The organism is Gimesia panareensis, assembly GCF_007748155.1.
Lineage (GTDB): Bacteria > Planctomycetota > Planctomycetia > Planctomycetales > Planctomycetaceae > Gimesia > Gimesia panareensis.
This window is the reverse complement of record NZ_CP037421.1, coordinates 715,393-738,680: the sequence shown is the minus strand read 5'-3', so window position 1 is coordinate 738,680 and position 23,288 is coordinate 715,393. Positions and strand designations below refer to the sequence as shown.

At 55.0% G+C, this 23,288-nt stretch carries 18 protein-coding genes; 1 reads left to right on the top strand and 17 read right to left on the bottom strand.

The genetic code is table 11. The features are described from left to right. Window positions 1-101 precede the first annotated feature (101 nt). The 16 genes from Enr10x_RS02835 to Enr10x_RS02760 all read right to left on the bottom strand — a co-directional run bounded on the left by Enr10x_RS02835 (window position 102) and on the right by Enr10x_RS02760 (window position 17,174). On the bottom strand, window positions 102-815 hold the full coding sequence (locus tag Enr10x_RS02835; RefSeq protein WP_145103798.1) for a response regulator: 714 nt from the start codon (window positions 813-815) through the stop codon (window positions 102-104). 33 nt (window positions 816-848) lie between these two features. Then, window positions 849-1,520, bottom strand: a complete 672-nt coding sequence (phoU, locus tag Enr10x_RS02830; protein WP_145448090.1) for a phosphate signaling complex protein PhoU — start codon at window positions 1,518-1,520, stop codon at window positions 849-851. A gap of 4 nt (window positions 1,521-1,524) precedes the next feature. Next, the gene (gene pstB / locus Enr10x_RS02825) at window positions 1,525-2,415 is read right to left on the bottom strand and encodes a phosphate ABC transporter ATP-binding protein PstB (protein WP_315851847.1); all 891 of its coding nucleotides are present in this window, start codon (window positions 2,413-2,415) and stop codon (window positions 1,525-1,527) included. 94 nt (window positions 2,416-2,509) lie between these two features. Further along, window positions 2,510-3,388: a phosphate ABC transporter permease PstA gene (pstA, locus tag Enr10x_RS02820; protein ID WP_145448089.1), complete on the bottom strand. Its 879-nt coding sequence runs from the start codon at window positions 3,386-3,388 to the stop codon at window positions 2,510-2,512. Next, window positions 3,385-4,380 carry a phosphate ABC transporter permease subunit PstC gene (gene pstC, locus Enr10x_RS02815; RefSeq protein ID WP_232093214.1) on the bottom strand — a complete coding sequence of 332 codons (996 nt, stop codon included), beginning with the start codon at window positions 4,378-4,380 and terminating at the stop codon, window positions 3,385-3,387. Before pstC ends, pstA begins: the two co-directional genes overlap by 4 nt. Beyond that, the gene (locus tag Enr10x_RS02810) at window positions 4,377-5,390 is read right to left on the bottom strand and encodes a PstS family phosphate ABC transporter substrate-binding protein (RefSeq protein WP_145448088.1); all 1,014 of its coding nucleotides are present in this window, start codon (window positions 5,388-5,390) and stop codon (window positions 4,377-4,379) included. Before Enr10x_RS02810 ends, pstC begins: the two co-directional genes overlap by 4 nt. 255 nt (window positions 5,391-5,645) lie before the next feature. Continuing rightward, complete coding sequence (pnpS, locus tag Enr10x_RS02805; protein WP_145448087.1) at window positions 5,646-7,424, bottom strand: two-component system histidine kinase PnpS; 1,779 nt, start codon at window positions 7,422-7,424, stop codon at window positions 5,646-5,648. A gap of 262 nt (window positions 7,425-7,686) precedes the next feature. Further along, entirely contained in the window at window positions 7,687-8,868 is a 1,182-nt protein-coding gene (tuf, locus tag Enr10x_RS02800) for an elongation factor Tu (RefSeq protein ID WP_145448086.1), read from the bottom strand. A 486-nt stretch (window positions 8,869-9,354) separates the two neighbouring features. Further along, window positions 9,355-10,182, bottom strand: a complete 828-nt coding sequence (locus Enr10x_RS02795) for an ExeA family protein (RefSeq protein ID WP_145448085.1) — start codon at window positions 10,180-10,182, stop codon at window positions 9,355-9,357. 55 nt (window positions 10,183-10,237) lie between these two features. Further along, entirely contained in the window at window positions 10,238-10,834 is a 597-nt protein-coding gene (locus tag Enr10x_RS02790) for a hypothetical protein (RefSeq protein WP_145448084.1), read from the bottom strand. Between the two features lie 302 nt (window positions 10,835-11,136). Continuing rightward, window positions 11,137-11,940, bottom strand: coding sequence for a 4-hydroxy-tetrahydrodipicolinate reductase (gene dapB, locus Enr10x_RS02785; protein WP_145452593.1), 804 nt, complete (start codon window positions 11,938-11,940; stop codon window positions 11,137-11,139). A 137-nt stretch (window positions 11,941-12,077) separates the two neighbouring features. Next, window positions 12,078-13,247 (bottom strand): tRNA epoxyqueuosine(34) reductase QueG, encoded by a 1,170-nt coding sequence (gene queG, locus Enr10x_RS02780; RefSeq protein WP_145448083.1) that lies wholly within the window; start codon window positions 13,245-13,247, stop codon window positions 12,078-12,080. 211 nt (window positions 13,248-13,458) lie between these two features. Continuing rightward, complete coding sequence (locus Enr10x_RS02775) at window positions 13,459-14,256, bottom strand: phytanoyl-CoA dioxygenase family protein (RefSeq protein WP_145448082.1); 798 nt, start codon at window positions 14,254-14,256, stop codon at window positions 13,459-13,461. Window positions 14,257-14,570: 314 nt separating this feature from the next. Further along, the gene (locus Enr10x_RS02770) at window positions 14,571-15,758 is read right to left on the bottom strand and encodes a phosphoglycerate kinase (RefSeq protein ID WP_145103780.1); all 1,188 of its coding nucleotides are present in this window, start codon (window positions 15,756-15,758) and stop codon (window positions 14,571-14,573) included. Window positions 15,759-15,898: 140 nt separating this feature from the next. Further along, a complete protein-coding gene (frr, locus tag Enr10x_RS02765; protein WP_145103777.1) occupies window positions 15,899-16,459 on the bottom strand; it encodes a ribosome recycling factor in 561 nt (186 codons plus the stop codon). Between the two features lie 235 nt (window positions 16,460-16,694). Then, window positions 16,695-17,174 (bottom strand): CBS domain-containing protein, encoded by a 480-nt coding sequence (locus tag Enr10x_RS02760; protein ID WP_145448081.1) that lies wholly within the window; start codon window positions 17,172-17,174, stop codon window positions 16,695-16,697. A gap of 446 nt (window positions 17,175-17,620) precedes the next feature. Between Enr10x_RS02760 and Enr10x_RS02755 the strand changes: the two genes are divergently transcribed. After that, entirely contained in the window at window positions 17,621-18,601 is a 981-nt protein-coding gene (locus tag Enr10x_RS02755) for an AAA family ATPase (RefSeq protein ID WP_145448080.1), read from the top strand. Between the two features lie 36 nt (window positions 18,602-18,637). Here Enr10x_RS02755 and Enr10x_RS02750 read toward each other — a convergent pair whose 3' ends face one another. Beyond that, a complete protein-coding gene (locus Enr10x_RS02750; protein WP_232093407.1) occupies window positions 18,638-23,221 on the bottom strand; it encodes a PQQ-binding-like beta-propeller repeat protein in 4,584 nt (1,527 codons plus the stop codon). Window positions 23,222-23,288: the final 67 nt, after the last annotated feature.

Below are 23,288 nucleotides of genomic sequence, written 5' to 3'. Positions count from 1 at the left end.
GATTGCACCACCTGCACGCTGACTCCAAGCCCTGACACTCAATAGCAAAACAGGCCTGCTTGCACAGACCTGTTTAAAATATCAGACTTCTCTCAAACAACTTACGTTGTCTGTTTCTTGAATGCCGTATCTGGATCGCGGAATCGATAACCAACCCCTCGCACTGTTTCAATCAACTCTGCGTGCTTATCCAGCTTCTGGCGTAATGCCCGAATATGCACGTCAATCGTCCGCTCCAGCACCAGAGCGTCGTCTCCCAGAGCCGCATCAATCAGTTCGGCACGCGAGAACACACGCCCCGGCTGGCGAACCAGTGCCTCGAGCAGTTCGAATTCACTGCGAGTCAGTGAAATCGGTACATCGTCAATCATCACCCGATGTCGGCGACGGTCAATCATCACCCCCTGGCTGACAATGGTATCAGATGCTTCACCGTTGCTTTCACGTCGCCGGAGCAGCGCCTTGATACGTTCCAGGAGAATCTTGACGCTAAAAGGCTTTGTGACATAATCATCCGCTCCCAGCGTGAAACCGACGACCTGGTCAGTCTCTTCCGATTTCGCTGTCAGCATCAGAATCAGCACGTTGCTGGTCACCGGGTCCGACCGCAATCTGCGGCAGACTTCCAGGCCATCCATCTGCGGCAACATCAGATCCAGAATAATCAAGTCTGGTGTTTTCAGCTGGGCCTGCCGTAATCCGTCCATCCCATCCAGGGCCACCACTGCATCGTATTTCTCCTGTCGCAGATTGTATGCGAGAACTTCAGAGAGAGAACGATCATCTTCGATCACAAGAATGCGTTTCTTAGACATATCTTTTTCTTATAGCACCTCAATAAAACCGGGTCAGGTAGAAAATGTTTCTTTATGCCGATGGCGGATAATCTCGCCCTCGGTCAGGTAAATCACATCTTCAGCAATATTCGTAGTATGGTCGGCAATACGTTCAATGTGGCGAGCTGAAGAAAAGAAGTGTAATGCCGGTTTAATCAGGTCCGGATCGGACTGCATCAACACATAAATCTCGTTGATGATTTCACGGTTGTATCCGTCGACGATGTCGTCCCGCTTGCAGACATCGCGGGCCTTTTCAGTATCGAAATCGATAAAGGCATCGATGGCATCTCGCAGCATCGAAACCGTCACCTTGGTCATCGCCTCCAGTGAGGGGGGGATGTGGAAATTCGGGTAATGAGACAGACCGATCGTTCGCTCCGCGATATTCACTGCCAGATCCGCGATCCGCTCCAGGTCGTTGTTAATCTTGAGTACCGTTGCCGTCTCGCGCAAGTCCACCGCCACAGGCTGGTGCAGTGCCAGAATTTTCAGGCAGTCTTCCTCGATTTTCACTTCACTTTCGTCGATCGCGCGTTCCTGTTCGATCACCTCGTGGGCCAGATCCACCTGTACCTCGTAGAGCGCGCGACTGGCTTTCGAGATCATCTCTTCCACCAGCGACGACTGGGTGATGATTTCCCGCTCCAGAGATTCCATATCACGCTGTAAATGTTTCGTCATTGGCTTATCCAAACCTGCCGGTAATGTAGTCTTCGGTCTGCTGTTTTTTCGGATTCGTGAAGAGCTCTTCCGTCGCCCCCGATTCCACCAGCAGCCCCTGGTAGAAAAACGCAGCCTGGTCGGAAACACGCGCCGCCTGCTGCATGTTGTGTGTCACAATGACAATCGTGTATTGTTCCTTGAGTTCGAAAATCAGGTCTTCGATGCGCGCCGTTGACGCCGGATCCAGTGCCGAGGCCGGCTCATCCATCAACAGGATATCCGGGTCGTTGGCCAGGGCACGGGCAATACATAAACGCTGCTGTTGCCCACCCGATAAGTTCAATGCGGACTCACTCAAACGGTCTTTGACTTCATCCCACAGAGCGGATCGCTGCAATGAACGCTCGACAATTTCATACAGATCCTTCTTCTTGCGGATCCCGGCGATCTTGGGACCAAAGGCCACATTATCGAAAATGGATTTCGGAAACGGCGTCGACTTCTGAAACACCATCCCGATCCGCTTCCGCAGGGTCACAATATCCGTCCGAGGAGAATAGATATCCTGGCCTTCCAGCAGGATCTCCCCCTCCACCCGGGTCCCTTCGATCATGTCGTTCATCCGGTTCAGACACCGCAGGAACGTCGACTTTCCGCAACCGGAAGGGCCGATGAACGCGGTCACGCAACGTTCCGGAATGGAAAGGGTAATGTCAGTTAACGCACGGTTCTCCGAATAGTAAAACGATAAATCGCGCACGCTGATTTTTTCGGTCGCCTGCGCCAGTTCATCAGCCGTCCGCATACTCTTGCCTTCAGGAATCGAAGGCCGCACGACAGGGCCGTGTGAATGAGCGGAGGCTGCTTTATCAGATGATTGCATATTATTTTTAACCGAGGGTGTTGAAGCCATAAATTGGAACTCCCTGCTGAAAACTATTATAGATAATTTAACTCAATTCTGTGCGGGAGAATTTCACATTTCTCCTCTCGCGGAGTCCCTTTTCTTACCAGCGAATCTTTTTCCCGTATCTGTGCCGCACAAACACGGCAACCGCATTCATGCTGACCAGTACTACCAGCAGCACTAAAATCCCGGCTGCTGCCAGGTGATGAAATTCTTCCTGTGGACGCGAAGTCCAGTTGAAAATCTGAATCGGCAGAGCGGTAAACTCATCCGATAATTTTTCCGGCACAAAGGGGACATACGCCATCGCCCCCACAACGAGCAACGGTGCCGCTTCTCCCAGTGCCCGCGACAGGGACAGAATCACCCCCGTCATGATGCCCGGCAGAGAAGCCGGCAGCACCTGATGCCAGACCGTCTGCCACCGCGTCGCCCCCAGGGCATAAGCTGAACGGCGAATCGAATCGGGAACGGCCCTCAATGCTTCCTGAGAAGCCAGAATAATGATCGGCAAGACGACCAGCGTCAGCGTCAGGGCTCCGGACAGCACACTCCGTTCAAAAGCCAGTGCCCGTACAAACAGACCCAGCCCCAGAATCCCGTAGACAATCGAAGGCACGCCAGCCAGATTTGCAATATTCAGTTGAATCAGTTTCCGCCAGCGGGTGCGGGGGGCATATTCTTCCAGATAAACGGCTGCCCCCACTCCCAGCGGCACCGAAAACAGCGCCGTCAGGCCGATCAGCCAGATACTGCCCCACAGGGCGGTTTTAATCCCGGCTTTTTCCGGGAACCGTGAAGGCAGATGTTTGATGAAATCCCAGTCCAGCCAGTCTTGTCCCTGGTTAATGATATTCCAGATCAGTCCCAGCAGAACCAGAACACAGGTGATCGTAGCCAGAAAACAGGCCGCGGTAAACAGGCCGTTAAGGACCCGGCCACGACGCTTCGTTGTATAAATATCAAGTTTCGTGCTCATTCGTAGCGTTCTCCTACGCGGGAGAGAATATATTGAGCAATCAGATTCATGGTCATCGTCGTGAGAAACAGGGCGAGGCCAACCGCAAAAATCGTCCGGTACTCAATCGTCCCTGCCGGGGTGTCTCCCAGGCTCACCTGCACGATGTAGGCGGTCATGGTCTGGATACTTTCCAGCGGATTCAGTGTCAGCTTCGGTGTCGCTCCTGCCGCCAGGGTCACCGCCATCGTCTCACCAATCGCACGGGAGACGGCCAGCAGGAAACTGGCAATAATCCCCGACATCGCAGCCGGCAGGACTACACGCACAGTGACTTCAAATTTATTCGCCCCCAGTGCCGAAGCCGCTGCTCTCAACGAAATCGGCACCGATTGCAGCACGTCTTCACTCAGGGAGATGATCATCGGCAGGATCATGATGCCCACGACCACACAGGCACTGGCCGCATTGAACACGCCGGCACTGGGAAAGATTTCCCGGATAATCGGGGAGACAAACACGATGGCCAGATAGCCGTAAACCACGGAGGGAATCCCGGCCAGAATTTCCAGCAGCGGTTTGACGATGTCGCGAAAGAGGGGTGAGGCATACTCGCTGAGGTAAATCGCAGTCCCCAGGCCGATGGGAACCGCCACCAGGGCTGAACCACCGGCGACCAGCATCGTTCCGCAGAGCAGAGGCAGAATCCCGAAATGCTGCGGCTTGAGTAACGGGGTCCATTGGGTCCCCGTCAAAAATTCGATGACGGGTACATCGTAGAAGAACTTGATCGATTCATACAGCAGAACGATCACAATGCCCACGGTCACCAGCACCGAAATGCTGGCACAGATCAACAGCGAGGTATGAATCAAGCCTTCGTAAACGGGACGCAGACGGCTCCATAAGCCGCCGGCACCTTCTAAAGACGTAGAGCGAGGCAGCCCGATGACTGCTGCCTCACCCCCGTGCATTTCAACTGATTGTTCTTTGTCAGAACGTTCGTTTGTCACTTTGACAAAGCTCCATTAAGGGTTTCCATATTCTTCTTCTGCACTTCCTCTGAGACGGGCACATAACCCACGTCTTTCGACAGGGCAGCGGCGTTCTCCATGTAGAACTTCACGAAGGCAACGACTTCCGGACGTTCCAGAGCTGACTTCCGCACATAGATAAACAGCGGACGTGAGAGCGGCTGGTAAGTATTGTTCCGTACGGTTTCCAGCGAAGGCTTGGTACAGCCTTTGCCACCGTCAACAGCCAGCAGCTTCAGCTTGTCTTTGTTTTCTTCGTAGTAAGCGTAGCCGAAGTAACCCAAGGCATCAGCGTCTTCAGAAACGCCGGTCACCAGCACGTTATCGTCTTCGCTGGCAGTGTAATCAGCCCGGCTCGCCTTGGATTCACCTACGATTGCTTCAGTGAAGTAGTCGAACGTACCGGAATCGGTTCCCGGACCATACAGCTTGATGTCTTTGGCGGGCCACTTAGGATCCAGGTCTTTCCACTGCTTGACGCCACTTTCAGGACGCCACAGCTCTTTCAGCTGCCCTACGGTCAGGCAGTCGCACCAGTCGTTCTTGGGATTCACCATCACAGCCAGACCATCGAAGGAAACAGACAGCTCGATGAACTCAATCCCTTTTTCCTTACAGGCGGTTGCTTCTTTTTCTTTCATCGCCCGGGACGCATCGCAGATATCCACTTCGCCTGCGATGAACTTCTTCATCCCGCCACCAGTTCCGGAGAAACCAACGGTCACACGCACTTTAGGCTGCACAGCACGGAACTCTTCGGCTACGGCTTCACTCACAGGATAGACGGTACTGGAACCATCGATTTTCACACTGCCTTCCAGTTTCTCACCAGCCTCAGCGGGTGTGTCTGAAGCCGGTTCAGTGCCTTCCTGCTTGGCAGCGGTTTCGTTTGCGCTATTGCCACCGCCGTTGCATCCAACGCCAATCAGGGAAATGCCAATGGCCAGAAACAGCAGCCCCCATACTTTCCCCTTGTTTGTCGTGATCATCGTGTGTGTTTCTCCCCAATGCGATATGGTGTTTAAATAAGATAGATGTTCGCTTTGAAAACGGAGATCGCCCCGCCCGTCAGATGAAACAGGCCTGAAATGGATCTCCCTCAGACGCGTCTTACCATACCCGCACATTGTTAAGATAATATTAAGAAACCGTGAAGTACTTAAACTTTCCGGAACACGAGAACCACCGGAAATACATACCCTAACATGATATATATAAGAGACTTACAACACTCAACCCCGCCATCAGCCACGGGGGAGACGGACCGAAAATGTGGTTCCTTCACCGACTTTACTGGTCACACCAATAGTACCATTAAACGATTGTACCAGATGCTTCACAATCGAGAGCCCCAGGCCGGTCCCGCCCAGCTCGCGCGAACGGGCTTTGTCTACCCGGAAAAACCGCTCGAACAGCCGTGCCAGATGCTTTTCCTCGATCCCGATTCCGGTGTCCTGCACCTGCAGTAATACCATGTTTCCCTGTTCGGGCTGCCAGCGAATTGTAATCCGCCCCTGCTCCGGCGTGTACTTGATCGCGTTGTTGATCAGGTTCCCCAGAATCTGGTGCAGACCCTCTTCGTCCGCCTTGACCCGCAGGCCCGGCTCCTGCTCTTCGATGACCAGTTCAATCTGTTTCGACTCGGCCACGGTCTGCTGATCCACCAGGCATGATTCCACGAACGGCCGCAGGTCGATGCTGATGATATCGAACACCTGATTCCCCGATTCGATACTCGCCAGACTGATCAGATCCAGAATCAGCTGATGCAGCCGGTCCGCCTGCTCTTCAATCCTTAACAAAAACGTCTTGCTGATTTCCGGATCATCCATCGCGCCGCGGATCAGTGTTTCCGTGTATGCCTTGATGGAACTCAGCGGCGTCTTCAGCTCATGTGAGACATTCGCCACGAACTCCTGCCGCAACGATTCCAGCCGCCGCAATTCAGTCATGTCGAACAGCACGATCACCAGCCCCGGACAGGGCGTGCCCGGCAGCGGAGTCGTCGTGACCCCCAGAATGCGATCACTGGTGCTCTCCAGTTCCACTTCCATCCGTTGTGGTTCGAGGGTCATCAGAACTTCTGTAACCGCCTTCTGTAACTGGTGATTCCGCACCGATTCAAACAGCGGCTTCCCCTGCGCCTCTTTGGGGGAGAAAAACAGCAGCCGCCCCGCCGACTCGTTCGCGAACAGGACATGTTGTCGTTCATTCGTCGCGATCACACCTTCGACCATCCCCTCCAGCACGGTACTCAGGCGATCACCACTGGCCTGCAGCTGTCGCACGCGTTCGGCCATCTCCTTGCTCATATGATTGAAGGACTGTGCCAGAATTCCCAGCTCGTCATGTTGCGGGAAATACAGCTTTTGATCGTAATCTCCATTCGCGATCGACTCCGCGGCATTGGTCAGGATCGTCAGCGGACGGATCATACGGGCGACCACCCAGTAGGTAATCAGCATCACCGTAAAGCTGACCACCAGCGCGATACTCCAGATCAGCTTCTCAATTGAGGAGATCTCCAGCTGGATCTTGGACATCGTAATCGAGACCCGGACCACGCCTTCCGGCTTCCCATCATGTCTGTACAACAGCGCATAATACTTCATCGGCTCACTCAAAGTGGGACTGATCCGCTCCGAAGTCCCCGAACCCGTGGCCAGCGCTTTAATGACCTCCACACGGTTTTTATGATTCTCCATCTCGCGGACCAGTTGCAGGGAGTTCTGATCGGAATCTGCAATCACCACGCCGTCCATGTCGATCAGGGTAATCCGTGTTCCGGTTTCTGTGCCCAGCTTCTCAACCTTGACCTGCAGCGCCTCCGAAAACCCCTGCTCGAAGACTCCCTCCATGCTGCTCCGCATGATCACTGCTGAGTCGTGCAGCCGCTGTTGCACCTGGTCGACTACCTGAGTCCGCTGGCGTCCCGAAACAATCAGCACAAACACAATCGCGGAAGCGATATTCAAACCGGCATAAACCAGGAACAGCTTCCAGAACAGACGCGAAGACCACATTGAAACATCCACCTTGATGACGGTCCGTGTTCGGGATCAGCACACAACCAGTCAACTGGCCTGCACTCACTTAAACACGCAACTGAATATCCCTACCGGGTTGATATGAGTTGGCCTATTGTGAACCCGATCCACCGTATTTCGCAAGGGCTGTCCTGCATTTTCATACAGACTTCAGCAGAACCAGCGACACATTCATATCGAATGCTGTACTGATACCGTAAAAAACCCCTGGTCCACTTTCGTAGACCAGGGGACACCCTCAGGCGATCACACGTGTGACCACACCCGAACCAACCGTTTTACTGCCTTCACGAATTGCAAACCGGTCTCCCTCAGTCAGCGCAATCGGCTGATTGAGCATCACATTCAACGTCACACCATCACCGGGCATCGCCAGGTCGGCCTGGCCCTCTACCCGCACGGTTCCCGTGACGTTCGTCGTCCGAAAGAAAAACTGGGGCGTATACCCGTCAAAGAATGGCGTATGCCGCCCCCCTTCTTCTTTCTTCAACACGTAGACTTCCGCTTCGAAGTTCCGGTACGGAGTCACTGTGCCGACTGCTGCCAGCACCTGCCCTCGTGACACATCTTCGTAGCCCGTCTTTCTCAGCAGACACCCCACGTTGTTGCCGGCATAGCCGGTATCGACCAGAGCGTTGAACGATTCGACCGACGTCACAATGTCAGACCGGGTGGCATCGCTCAGCCCCACGATCTCGACCGCATCACCCGGACGGATCTGTCCCTGCTCAATCTTTCCCGTGACCACCGATCCGCGCCCCGTAATCGTAAACACGTCCTCGATCGACATCAGGAACGGCCGGTCCGTCAGACGTTCCGGATCGGGCACGTACGTATCCAGTGCCTCCAGCAGTTCGTGAATACAATGAGCTGCCTCCGGATCATCCGGCCGATCATCGGCCTGTTTCGCGGAACCCTGAATGAAGGGAATGTCATCTCCGGGAAAGCCGTAATGGGTCAGCAGTTCCCGCAGTTCCAGCTCCACCAGTTCGATCAGTTCCGGATCGTCAACCAGGTCACACTTGTTAAGAAACACGACCAGGTAAGGCACTCCCACCTGCCGCGCCAGCAGAATGTGCTCGCGCGTCTGGGGCATCGGACCGTCGGCTGCAGAGACCAGCAGTACCGCACCATCCATCTGGGCCGCCCCGGAAATCATGTTCTTGATGTAATCCGCATGCCCCGGACAGTCGATGTGCGCGTACGTCCGCCTCTCCGTCTCGTACTTCACATGCGAGGCCAGAATCGTCACCGTCTTGTTTTTGTCGCGTTCAATTCCGCCACGCGCAATCTCCTGGTAAGACTTGACCTTTGCCAGACCACGTTGCGCCTGCACTTTCAGAATGGCAGCCGTCAGCGTCGTCTTTCCATGATCGATATGACCGATCGTACCTACATTCACATGCACTTTATGAACCATTGCTCATAACCTCCTTTCTTGAGAGGAGTGGGTTGCATCCGCCGGCCAGCTGAAGAGGTGAGCAGCCTCAGCAGCCTTTTTGTGCCCGTGCAGCGCCAGAGCGGCTGATGCAACAAAAAAATGCATACCTGGCCCCGTGGGGCCTGACCAATAAAAAAAGCCCGTCCGATCAGAGAAGCGGACGGGCTTGAATTCAATCATTGTCGACGTTCACACTCCATACACCGACCCCGTCCCGTCAGATTCTGACGAGCTGCTCGATGAACTCTCGCTGGAGAAGGAGTGAAACATGGTTTTTCCCTGCCTGATAGTAAGGTGTCTCATAATGTGGCTTGAATGCCGGTCGGAAAGCAGACACGTCAGCGCAGGACCAGGTTCGGAAAAAAATGAAAGCAGGCGCGCTGTGATCAGCAGGCAGTGCAGGCGCACAGCGCAACAAAGAATGAGGAAGAGAAATTCGGAGTCTGATTCACACGCAGACGCGTATCAGTCCGGAATGGATGTCACGAGTTCTTCCGAGACCGCTTCCAGCACGTCAGAAGTAATCAACGGCAGTTCGTCGGCGTAACCGACCAGCAGCCCCAGATCACACAGACGATTGATCTTCCGCGGATTCCCCTGCGTCAGCTCGAACAGCGTCTGAAAGGCTTCCGCTTCGAACACCGGTTCGGTCCGACCTGCGACCTGCAGACGATGTTCGACGTACCGTTGTGTCTCTTCAGCAGAGAACGGCTTCAGCAGACAGCGGACGGAAATTCGGTCATCCAGTTGCGCCGAACGTTGCAGGTGACTCAGTAATAACCGGTCCCCCACGAGCAGCAGTGTGAAGTCGATATCGGAAGTCTGTTGAAAGTTTAACAGCTGATGCAGTGTTTCGAAAATCCGCTGGTCCGCAATCAGATGCGCTTCATCAATCACGATCACCGGCTGTGCTCCCTGCTCACACAGCAACTGTAACTGCCGATCCAGGGCCCGCACGATCCGGTCTTTGCCCGTCGTACCCGGCTCGATGCCCGCTTCCTCGGCTCCCAGTTCGACGGCCAGGTAGGAGATCAGCTCGACAGGTGAAAGCTGGGGAAATACCAGCTGCACAAAGGGCTGATGCCGCTCTGACAACTGACTTTTCAGAACGTGGCACAGGTACGATTTACCGATCCCCGCATTTCCGACCAGCAGGCCCGCCCCCTTGCGGTTCTCCACCAGGTATTGCAGCTTCAACAGTCCAGCCTGGTGCGGGTGGCTTTCATAAAAAAACGCAGCGTCCATCTTTTCTTCAAATGGGCCGCTCTGCAGATTCCAGTAACTCTGATACATCGACTCTGTTCCCGCGAATGGTTGAAACGTCTGAGACTTCCGCTTGTACGCTCTGTTAATATTTCCCCACAGGAGCAGCCATGCTTCTTACCGTCGGCAGCTCCAGCTCTTCGATTTCACCGGTCAGCCAGGCAGCCCCGGAGCCGCTCGCGTCCTGCGAACCTCCGGACTGCCTTACCGGTACATAAATGGGCTGCGCTCCAGAAACCTGCTCGACGCGTCCACTCGTCTGCCGATCCCCATAATCGCGTCCCAACGCATGATAAACTCCTGAATCACTCTCGCTAATACCTGCCGCCTGCTCCACGGCTACCGTCTGAATCGCAGGCTGACCTGCATCGTCATCGGACACTGCCTGGAGAGGCAACTCCGCATCCAGGCCAAATTCCTGCGACAGCTCATCACTGCTGCCCAGATCGGGTGCCAGTGACTCGGCCTCGGAAAGCGCTTTATCTTCCACAGTGGGCTGCTCTAAAGAACCGAAGAAGGAAATCAGCGCCATCATTGAACAGACACTGGCAATCAGCCCTGCAATGACTTTTGTTGTCTGGTTCCAGCGAACGCCAAAGCGAAACCGGCGTTCTGTTTGAGAAGAATCCCGTGAGCAGAGATCCGATGCACGTTTGAATTTGAGAGACTTCAGCCAACTCATGACTCGATCCTTCGAGACGGGACTCACTTTTTGACAGCAGATCAGAATTCAATCCCTGAATTCCGGTAGACAGGACACAGTGTCCGTTCTCCCCCTCAATCTGTTCTGTCGAGAGGCAGCCAGCGCTCTTTTTGTATCGGTTCCCGGGTGTATCACTCTTGACCATTTCACGGACTTGGTAAAACGGGCAGACTTACCAAGATAAACCGGCTAGACCCAGTGCCCGTGAAAAAGAACGTTCAGCCCGCCCGCAATGACAGACGGGCTCAAACCCGAGGCGTAACCCTTGATTGATCAGCAGCTTAGTTCAGCCCAAGCACATCCGCCATGGTATACACTCCGGCGCGCTGGGTTGTCAGGAATTTGGCCGCCATCAGGGCGCCATACACATAGCTGTCACGGGTATGGCCCCGCACGGTCAGGTCGATCGTCTCTCCCATCATGCCGAACACGATCGTATGCTCGCCCACATTATCACCGGTCCGCAGAGCATGATAGCCGATTTCACAAACCGGACGCGGCCCGGGACGACCATGACGTCCGTGAATATGCTCGGTCTGCCCCATCTCATCAGCGATGATTTCACCAAAATGCAGGGCGGTCCCGCTGGGAGCATCTTCCTTGAACCGATGATGACGCTCGATGATCTCGACGTCCACACCACTGGGTGTATTCTTCAGGGAATGGGCGGCTTCCCGCACCAGCTTCATCATCAGATTCACCGCGACACTCATATTGGGAGCCAGAATCAGAGGAGTCGTCTGGGCAGCCGTCAACACTTCATTCCGCTGCTCCGGCGTCAGCCCGGTCGTCGCGGCAACCAGCGGAATCTGCCGTTCTGCACAGATGCCGGCAATTTTCACCAGCCCGGCTGGCAGGGAGAAGTCAATGATCACATCGACTCGATCCGACAGTTCAGACGTAATGTTCAGTCCGATGGGACCGATGCCGGCCACCTCGCCCACATCCTTCCCCAGTGCAGGCGAGTTGTCCGATTCCAGGGCAGCCCCCAGTTTCAGATCCGGATCCTGATATACGAGCACAGCCACCCGCTGTCCCATTCGACCACCGGCTCCATTGACTCCGACAAGAAGTTGATCGCCCATTTCACCACTCCCATTCACAATTACGTTCTGATTCAAGAACCACAGAATTTCTGTTCGTTTACGTCTGATCCAGATCCTAATACACGACCAGTCACTTTTCCATCAGAGGCCCCCATTTTCTCCCTGCATTTTAGAGTTTATTCCCCCTGACGCTCCAGTTCATCCAGTGCCGACTTGAGTTCTGCAATCACATCTGTCTCAGTCTCTGCCTCCAGCCGGGCTTGTAGCACGCTGTGCGTCTCTGTATCTCCCAGTCGCCCCAGCGCCCAGGCTACCGCCCCCCGAATCAACGGTTCCGCATCATCAAGGACGCGCAACAGAGCCGGCACCGCACGCTGATCCCCCCGGTTCCCCAGCACGATCGCCGCATTCCGCAGCAACCCCGCCCGGCGAGCCCGCGACATGGGTGTACTCTGGAACCGCTCCTGAAACGCAGCTTCATCCAGTGTCAGCAGTTCGCAGGCATCGACAGGAGTAAACGTTTCGACCGGCTGAAACGCCGGCTCACCACTGATTGGCGCCTTCCGGTTCCAGGGACAGACCTCCTGGCAGACATCACAGCCGAACAGCCACTCCTGCATCCCCGGTCGCAGCGCCGCCGGGATCGGCTGATCGCGGAGTTCAATCGTCAGATACGAAATGCACTTCCGCGCATCCAAAGTGCCCGCTTCGACAAAGGCATCGGTCGGGCAGGCCTCCAGACACCGTGTGCAGGTTCCACAATGGGCACTCTGTTGCGGTTCGTCATATTCCAGTTCATAACTCAATAATAACCCCGCCAGGAAAAACCAGCTCCCTTCCCGCTTGTTGAGCAGCAGCGTGTTTTTCCCGATCCAGCCCAACCCTGCCAGCTGCGCGAAATCCCGCTCCAGCAGCGGCGCGGTGTCGACCACACCCCGCGTTTCACAACCGGGATATTCCGCGCGAATCAAGCGTGACAGCTGCTTCAGTTTTTTGCGAATGACTTTGTGATAGTCGGTCGTGCCCCAGGCATACCGCGAAACCCGGGCGTCGGTTCCGGTCACTGCGGGCGGTTCTTCCGTCTGATAGTTCAGCGTCAGCATCAATACGCTGCGCACGGAACTCATCACATATCGCGGATGCTCATACGCATCCTTACGACGTTCGAGATAGCTCATCTCGCCCGCATAGCCCTGGTCCATCCACTCCAGAAAACTGTGATAACCGCCGGGCGTGATCGCCGGCGCAATCCCGGCCAGATCAAATCCCACCTCGCGCGCCAGTCGCTTGATCAGCGCACTCTGCTGACTCAATTCCCTGCCTGCGGTCTCGGCACCGTTACCCATCCATTTCTCACAATTCGAGATCGAATTAAACGAGACTCCCGGGTGGCACTGTTGGCTTGCCCAACAGTGTTCACCAGGACTCACTTCCTACCCTGCCAGATCACTAATTTTTAAAGTATCGGGTGCCACTGTCGGCTTGTCCGACAGTGCCCTGGCATGACAGACTCCGATACACTCTGATTCATCATCGATCCATAAAAACAGATCCCCTTCACAGAGATGAATCTGCCTGCAGCTGTTCCCACTGGACACGGCCCACCTGCAGCACGTCAGCATCGTCCCGTTTCTTCAGCGGCGTATAACGGGGGTGCCGTGATTCTTTATACGGATCGTTGTGCTTCGTATTGTAACAGCAGATGAACCCCCAACGTGGATGCTCACTCTTGTTCTGATCCGAACGGTGGAGCAGATTCGAATGGAAAAAGACAGCCGATCCCGGTTCTAAAGTACAATACACCAGCTCAAATCGTTCGCACGCCGCTACCACCCGCTCCGGGTCTGCCCCGGTCTGGTCACCGACCTTGCCGTGATGCATGCGGCCCATGAGATGACTCCCTTTCAGCACCTGCAGGCAACCGTTTTCCTGCGTCGCCCGGTCGACGGCAATCATGCAGCTCCCCATGTCCGGAAACAGACAGCCATTGTTGTACCAGTATCCGTAATCCTGGTGCCATGCCCAGGCGCCACCCACTTTGGCTTCCTTCTGGATCATCTTGTGGTGGTAATGATAAACCTCATCCCCCAGCAGTTCCTCCATCCGGTCTACCACCCGATGCCCGGCGGCGATCACACCATAAATGTCATCGCCCACTTCATTCTCGACGCTCAGCTTGACCGCGCCTCCTTCTCCGTCGGCACGACTGAAGGTCGCCTGCTGCATCGCCAGATCCGCCCGGCCGATCTGTCCCAGCAGTGTCACTTCTTCCTGGCTGAACAGCGATTCCACGATGATAAAGCCGTCACGCTGAAACCGCTCGATTTCCTCTGCAGTGAATAACGACGTCGACATGCCTCACTCCCCCAGTCCCAACAATAAATGAGGGCTGATCTGGAACCTTCTGGAGAAGACCCGTGTGCTACTGTCGGCTTGTCTGACAGTGCCCCCCAGAACTCATTTCCAGCCCAACACAGTTACTAACCTTCTCAAGCATCGGGTGGCACTGTGGGCTTACCCAACAGTGATCGTCTACCACACAAAACCAGAGACTCCTGTTATTCTACCGCCTCGCTTCCCCGGTTGCGAGCAGATCATTGCCAAACAAAAAAACACAGCCCTCCAGTGAAGAGCTGTGCTTTGAAAAGTGAATTCAACAGCAGGATCAATCAGGCTTCATCCAGCAGATTGACGGCTGCAAATTCCTGACCTTCCAGCATCGCCAGGCTGGCCCCACCGCCGGTACTCACGTGCGAGACCTGATCGGCAAAACCGAGCTGCTGGATCGCGGCGGCACTGTCGCCACCGCCGATAATGCTGGTGGCATCGCTGTCGGCGATCGCCTGGGCAACGGCTTTCGTCCCTTCATCAAAGGGCGGCATTTCGAACACACCCATCGGACCGTTCCAGACGACCGTTTTAGCAGCCTTCACTGTTTCAGCAAACATCTTCGCGGTTTCCGGACCAATATCCAGACCTTCGAAACCATCGGGGATTTCACCCGCTTTGACGACCTGCTTATTGCAGTTGCTGTTGAAATCGTCGCCACAATGTGTGTCGACCGGCAGCATCAGCTTGTCGCCCCCCTTGGCGATCAGCTCTTTGGCCAGCTCGACCTTGTCCTTTTCTACCAGGCTGTCACCTACCTGGCCTCCCTGGGCCAGCGAGAAGGTGTAGGCCATTGCCCCGCCGATCAGCACCTTGTCGCAGATGCCCAGCAGGTTGTTAATCACGTTGATCTTGTCTGAAACTTTGGCCCCGCCCAGGATCGCCACGAAGGGACGTTGCGGACTGGCAATCGCATCGGACAGGTATTGAATTTCCTTCGCGACCAGAAAACCGACCACTTTCGGCTTGCCGTCCATCGCTTCGGGTACTGCCACCATCGAAGCATCGGTCCGGTGACAGGTACCAAACGCGTCGTTGCAGTAGATGTCAGCGAACCCAGCCAGCTCGCCTGCAAAAGCGGCATCCCCTTTTTTCTCACCTTCGTTGAAACGCAGGTTCTCCAGGATCAGCACCTGGCCATCCTGTAATGCAGCGACTTTCGCTTTCGCGTCATCACCAACGGTATCGGTTGCGAAGGCGACATCCTGATCCAGCAGCTTACCCAGGCAGGCCGCTGTCGGCTTCAGACTGAACTTCGCATCGCCGGCATCACCTTTGGGACGTCCCAGGTGACTCATCAGAATCAGGCGTCCGCCACGATCGATGACCGATTTAATCGAAGGCAGTGCCATCCGCACCCGGCGATCGTCGGTGATGTTCAGAGCGTCGTCCAGCGGAACGTTAAAATCCACACGCATTAAAACGGTCTTACCCGCTACGTCTACGTTTTCAATTGTTTTCTTTGCCATGGAAACTTGAACCTGTCTCTTAGTTTACAGAGGTTAAGATAGAATGTGACTGTATTGAACCCGTCTGAGAAAAGACGGACTCCTGATCTTCGTGGCGGGAGCACAGTTGTTTCGAGCGCGGACTGAAAAACGACCGTGGACTACTCGTCCATCACGTCTTTTTCTTTCGCATCCGCCATGCTGTTGACTTTACCTTCGAACTTCTTGGTCAGTTCCTGAATCTGATCCTTGGTGTCGTCCCGTTCGTCTTCCCCCATGATCTTGTCTTTTTCCGCCTGGTCTGCGTGCTTGTTCGCATCGCGGCGGATATTGCGGATCGAAATCCGGGCTTCTTCAGCCAGCTCTTTGACGCGAGAGACCATCTGCCGACGACGTTCGGTCGACAGCGGGGGAATGTTCAACCGCACCACGCGTCCATCCGTGTTCGGAGCCAGACCGACATCGCTGGCCTGAATCGCTTTCGCAATCTCACCCACCATCTGGGCATCGAAGGGGCGAATCAGAATCTGCTGAGGCTCGGGAACACTCACGTTTGCCATCTGCTTTAATGGTGTTGGCGAACCGTAATAATCGACGCGGATCGAATCCACCAGACCCGGTGTGGCCCGCCCCGTGCGAATTCCCTGCAGCTGACCCTGAAATACGTGAACCGCTTTGTCCATTCGTTCTTCCGCGTCGAGTAAAATCTCTGCCTGGTCCATGCTGCAAGTCCTTCGAATAGTTAGCTTTATCTGAATAGAATCGGTATCTGACTGGATGCGGTCGCACCGCCGACCGGAAATGTTCAGTCTGTCAGCAATACGAGCTGGCCCGATTTTAGTTGACCAGCTCTGAAAATCAAACCGTCAGCAACGAGAAAAACCAGCTGAAACGTGTTCAGCTGGTTTCTCCAGGCAATTCTTACTCTTTCACTCTCAATATTCGAAAGTCAGCCGCTCAGGCAATCGGCGACTCTTCCCGCTTGATGATGCCACTCAGATACAGGAGGGTGATTTCCTGAGGCAGATTGGTCTTGAAGCGTAGATTCGTGTGTTCGGCCTTCAGTAGATCACGACGACTGATCTGGCCCACCAGGTAATTTCCGTCGCGGACGACAGGCAGTCGACGCGTCGGTGTACTCTGGAAAATCTGGGCAATGGTCAACAGATCTGTATCTTCCGTGATGCACCGTGGTGCCGTGTCAATAAACGGAAAAATCTGTGTGGAAGGCAGCTGCTCATAGCTGGCTTTGATCAGCACATCCATACAACACCGTTCAGAAAAGACCCCCAGTAACCTGCGTTCTGAGTCCAGTACAGGTGCACCGGATATCCGATGACTCAACAGCTTCCCGATGGCCACGTGCACATCCATGTCCGGAGTTAAGGTAACTAACTTCGTGACCATGATGTCCTTTGCGAGTACAGGCTTATCCATAGCTTTTCCCCCCTTCTAAATTGGCGATTTTAGAGTCCAGATTTTTTGAGTCACACAAAGAACAGTTACAGGAAATGATTTCAATACGATGTGTATGCGTGAACTCAAACGAGAAATGAAATAACGCCTGGTACGTTATTCATATTTGAATGTGGAAAACCTATGCATTCTACCAAGCATTTTTTGATTACTCAAAATCTTTTCCACTGATCACGTAGCCATACATGTGATCTGCGAGCTGTTATCCTCTTCATTTTCAATGACTTAACAATTTCCACAAAAAAAGTTCCTTACGCCTTTTACACCAATTTCTGAGCCATCCTGGAAGTCGAGACCTGACAGATACGCTCCATGACGCTTATAATCAGGGTTCGCCAAAACAACTTCAGAGTCTCCTGCACCAGCTCCCCTGTCGGGGTGTTGGTCAGACAATAGAAATCAGGGTAATGTCTCAACGCGTGGAAATTGATGGTGTTGGACTGCATCTGGGCCGACCGGACCAGACTGTCAGCGACTGGATCGGACAACACGAAGCACTCAAACAGCTCCTCGCCTGCTGGCTGGTGATCGACGAAAAAGATATGCCGCTCACGCCGCGCCTGGTAGGGACTCCCGGAATTGGAAAAACGTCTCTGGCCATCGCCGGCGCTCGCACGCGCGATCAGGAACTTTACATCTATCAATGTACTGCAGACACGCGTCCGGAAGACCTGCTGGTCACCCCCGTCCTGGCAGAGAGTGGCAAGATCAAGTATCACGCCTCGCCGCTGGTCACCGCCATGGTTCGTGGCGGGATCTGCGTGCTGGATGAAGGCAACCGCATGAATGAAAAATCATGGGCCAGCCTCGCGCCGCTGCTCGATCATCGACGTTACATCGAATCCATCGTCGCTGGCGTAACGATTCCCGCGCATCCCGAATTCCGCTGCGCCGTCACGATGAACGAAGATGAGTCCACTTTCGAAATTCCAGACTACATCCTCAGCCGGCTGCAGCCCAGCATTACCCTTGAGCATCCCAACCGCGAAGACGAAAAGATGATTCTGCACTATCATCTCCCCTTTGCCGATGAGCACATGCTCGATCTGACCGTCGACTTCCTGCAGCAGTCGCACAGCCTCAAACTGGACTTCTCGACCCGCGACGGGATCAACGTGCTGCGACTGGCACTCAAACGCGCCGCCCAGGACAAGGAACATCCTCTCAGCAAAGATACCATCTGGCTGGAAGCCCTCAAGAGCTGCCTGGGCGATGATGCCCTCGACCTCGAATCCCTCTCCGAAAAGCGCAAGCAGAATCTGGGAGGCAACATGATGCCCATGGGTCTGGGGGACTTCTTCTTCTCCCCGGACAACCCGCTGCACCCGGATCGCGATGAAGACGATTACGAGGACTACGAGGAAGATGAAGACGACGACAACTATTAAGCAGCCTTCAGACGTGGTGACACTCTAACCGGACAGTTACTCAGACACGGTCTCAGGCTTCTTTGCCGTCACCGGTGGTTCTTCAAAGCTCAGCCGGATCTGGAACGGTTCAATCAGGATGTTCTTTCGCGCCAGATCGGGCACAACCCAGATCCGCAGCCGGTTACTGCTCGTCGTCTCCTTGAGCACCTGCGATCCGTCCCGCAGATCGATCACTTCCAGATCGACCTGATTCCCTGAAGTGACCGGCCCCCCCGTCACCCGGCGGATCCCGAACGTCATCACCGGCAGATCGAAGAACTGCGTAAAATCGACCCCCTGCGCTTCCAGCATTCGCGACCACATCAACTCACCCGTCTCTCGATCGATCGAATACAGCATACCGTTGAACATCAGCGTCGTCATACTCATCGGACGGAACGTTACCCTGCTTTTCGCCACATAAGGCAGGCTGACAAACACCAGATACTGTTTCTCATTCTCCAGCAGCAGTACGCGGAGCACATTCGGAGCGGCCTGCCCTTTGACTTCGGTTTTCTTCTCTCCGGTACGCAGATCCACAATGGAGATCGTTCCCTCCGGTGCAATCATCGCGATTTCGTAATTCTGCCCCAGTGTATAGTTCGTCTCTTTATCGATCTCCATGCTCCAGACCACTTCATCACTGACCAGGTCTCGCAGCTCCATTCTCCGTGTCGCATCAGCCGGGGGCCCCAGCGTCAGCAGAAAACGTTCAAAAGCAAATACCGCCGAGTCGCCCGGCTTCAACTTGAACGCATTGACCACTTCGCCATCCGATCCGCTGAGTACCACATACCGCGGCTCGGTCCGGTTCTCAGACGTCATCACAATCACATGCTCTGCATCGCCAAAGTGCCAGCTGCTCGTTGCCAGCCCCTGACGCTTCCAGAGAATCTCCCCCGTCAGCAGGTCGGCGGCGATCAGATCGCCTCCCAGTTGATAACAGAGAAACTCTTCATTGACGGTTCCGATCCGCCCCAGCTGTTCCCGGTCCGAATTCCGCGTGATGTATTCGCGTAATACGGGAGCCAGTCCGGTCCGTTCGATCGAAATATAATCACGCAGGCTTGGCGGCCCCGGAATCATCCGCTGTTTCCAGAGCAGGGTCGGTTGACCATCGACATTCCGGTTCAGTGGATCCAGTACGAAAAACTCGGCACCGAAATTCACAATCAGATAATTCTCAAACACGCGTGCCGAGAAATAAGGCTGCTGGGGAACTTCGATTCCCGCTTCCGCCAGCGAAAATGTCCACAACGGTTTTCCTGCACTGTCAAACGCCAGTAACTGCTCTTTTGCCGGCCCCACTTCCAGCCGCTGATTCTCGAACAGCGGATTGGTCAGACCGATAATCTCCACCGGCAATGACGTGTTCTGCCCCTTGGACTGCTCATCCCGATAGACCTGGGCCGGATAAGCGGGCCAGGCGGATTTCGGCTGCAGCTGTTTCTGGAACGCAGGATCCGACTGCCACGCCTGCGCCAGCTGACGTCCCGTTTTCCCGTTCAGGCAGATCACGTCAGGCCAGCTGGTTTCCAGCTCTTTCAGCAGCAGCGCCGCCTGCGAATACCGGTTTAATGACAGATAGATCTCCGCCAGTTTCGCGGTGGCAAAGGCGGCTCCTACCGGCAAAGAGGCTTGCCTCAGTTGTTCCAATTGCTGCATCAACTCTCGGCGTAACGCAGACTGTTTCCCCGCAGCTGCTGTTTTCAGTGACTGCTCCAGGCGTTCCACCAGCAGAATCCGGGTCTGTTGAGTCGCTGCCAGATTGCCACAACACTTCAAAAACCGCTGCAGTTCCTCCGTGCCCGCAGAGACCAGATGATCCGCATAATAGCCGGCAAAAAAATCATCGATTTCCGCACGCTGCGGTTCGGTTGCCCGTACCATTAACAGTTCGAGCTGCGAACGAATCCAGCGATCGGTCCGGACAAACGCGCCCCCTTTCGCTGTTTCTGTCGAGAACAGACTCTTCAATTCCGAAAGTTTCAGATAGTTTTCCAGGGCCGCTTTCAGATTTCCCTGCGACTGATAATTCATTGCCAGAATCTGGAAAAACCGTCTCTGCTGATTTTCGTCAACCAGCAGAGGTTCGATCTTGCTGATCTGATTCTGATGCAGATTGAAATCATGGTCCAGACTTTCCAGCATCATGTCTGCATACAACCGTCGCGCCCGGATCGTGGGTTTGATCTCGATGGATCGTTCGATTTTCTGCAGGGCCTGTTTGACATTCCCCGAATACAGATACAGTTCACCCCGCAACAGTTCCGCCAGTGCCTGCTCTGCCGGCTCGTTCGACAGACTGGCCAGTTGGATCTGTTTCACGATCGATTCCACCGACCGAAAGCCGATCACTTCCATCTCATTCTGCGCGACCAGCATCCCGCTCCCGGCTGACAGGTTCCCCACCAGCGTATCGGTGTCTACCCGCGTCCGCGCTAGAATCAAGCCGTCCTCCAGGCGGATACTCAGAATCTCGCCGGTATCGACAGGCTGATAATACGTATTTCGAACCACAATTCCCCGGCCGCTGGGCGCAGGAATCTTCTGGGACTTGGGCCAGGCCGGGGCACCATCACTCAGCTTGAGGGCTTCCATTCTATCTGGCCCCACCAGCAGGATTCTGTCATCCTGTACGGACGCAATAAACAGATTGTTTCTGCGCGGTCGCGACCAGATCAGCCGGCCGTCAAACAGATCCAGGCACTTCAGGTCCTGTCCAGAACGGGACTGCAGCAGGACACGATTGCCGACAATCAGCGGCGTGAATTCCGCCCAGCCTTCCGCATTCGCATTGGCATCACGACTGAAGGCGGCGTAGGATGTAATTGCATTTCGATGCTGTTCCACATTCCGCCAGAGCAACTGGCGGCTCACCGCGTTAATGCCGACCGTACACCCCGATCCGGTGGGACAGACGAGTACGCCGTGTGCCAGCGACGGGCTTAAGCCCATCCTGCGACGAATGTGATCCAGGGGACGACGATCCGTTGTGTAATCCCGGGCAATCGGGTATTCGCTGCGGAACAGAGACTGTGTCCAGAGCGTCTTCCCCGTCTGCGCATCCAGTACCAGCAGACGAAACTCGCGACCTTCTTCCGCCAGACAGTACAGTTTGCCATCCAGTGGTAACGGTGGCCCCAGGAAGTAATGTCCCGAGTAATTAATGGGATTCTGCAGGCGGGGCCCCCCCAGTTCCCAGACAAATTTGCCGGTCTCGACTTCAAACGCCATCAGGCGATTGTACGAATTCGGCGAGAGCACACTCTCGCGATCCTCCCGGCTGAAATGATAGAAGCCGCCGATAAAGCCCACATTTTCGACACTGAAAACCAGTTTCCCATCCGAGCTCAAATGCCCGACCGTGTAATCCTGCCAGGCACGCTGCGTCAGATATTTCTGCAGGGGAGTCTGGGGAGTTCCCAGAAATTCTTCGTCGGAGTTCTGTGGATCTTTCAGCATCTCGCGAAACAGGGCATCGGAAACGGTCGTTTCCCACTTCAATTTTCCTGTCTGCAGATCCAGTCCCTTCAGGTTGCGGTGGGTCCTGACGACCACCGTCTCTCCAGCCACGATCGGACTGGCAGCCGGCAGTACTCCCGACAGATGCTTGCGACGATACTCACCCAGCTTCTGCAGAATCGCTTCCAGCGGAGGCGCTCCCGGGTTACCCTGCACAAACGGATCACGGATCGTGGAAAACTGCCAGACCGGTTTCGAGGATGGGACGGCGAACTCAGCCGAAGCGGTCCGGTCCGCATTACCCCGATACAGATTCCAGTCAGACTGCTCCCGGGCCCCCTGCAGATCCGGGGTCCCCACCAGTTGGGACAGCCATTCGACCGGGTTCTGCCCCTCCTGGAACAACGTCACTTTCTTGCCATTGGGAAAGACATACTCCGGCCCGTTCACTTCCCGGGCCAGCTTCATCAGCGCCTGCCTGCATTTCCCCAGGTTCCCCAGGTGGTACCAGGTAACCGCCAGCTTGAAGGTCAGATGCGGCTCCTTCTTCGTCGCCTGATCGTGACGTTCGCTGAGCATTTCCCACAACTGGGCGGCAGCCGGTAAGTCACCCCGCTCGTAGTACCAGGCGGCCAGGGTATAAGCGGCTTCGGCCCCCGCATTCGTGTAGAAAAACCGGCGGACCACTTCGCGCAGCAGATCAAGCTTGTCCTGCTCCACCGCTTCGCGCAACATCTGCTCGGCAGTCGGCCCGTACTGGACGGAATAGTATTTTTTTCCGTCTGCAGGTAATTTGCTCAGCAGATCCTCTGCAGCCCGTTTCAGGCTGTGAAAACCCGCACCCCGCTCATTCGTCACAAAATCTTCCGGTGCATCCAGGATCGCCTGCAGTTCCGGAATCCCCGCAGAATAATTCTTTTCTTCAATCAGCTGGCGGGCATCCTGATAGCGTTTGGAATACTGACGGCTGGCCGGAAACAGCTCAAACGGAGCAGCCCCATTGAGCCCCGCACCCTGGTCTACCTGGCCAAAAGCGAGACCGGGCTGCAACAGACACAGGATTAGCAGCCACCCGCACAACGGGTAGCGGCTTCGTTCTGGAATCAATGTGGTGAGATCAAATGCAAGCAACATAGGCAAGGTGGCGTTTTCACGTCCTGTATTAAAGTCTACAAACTCTGAGATTCGAGCGAGTTTCGAA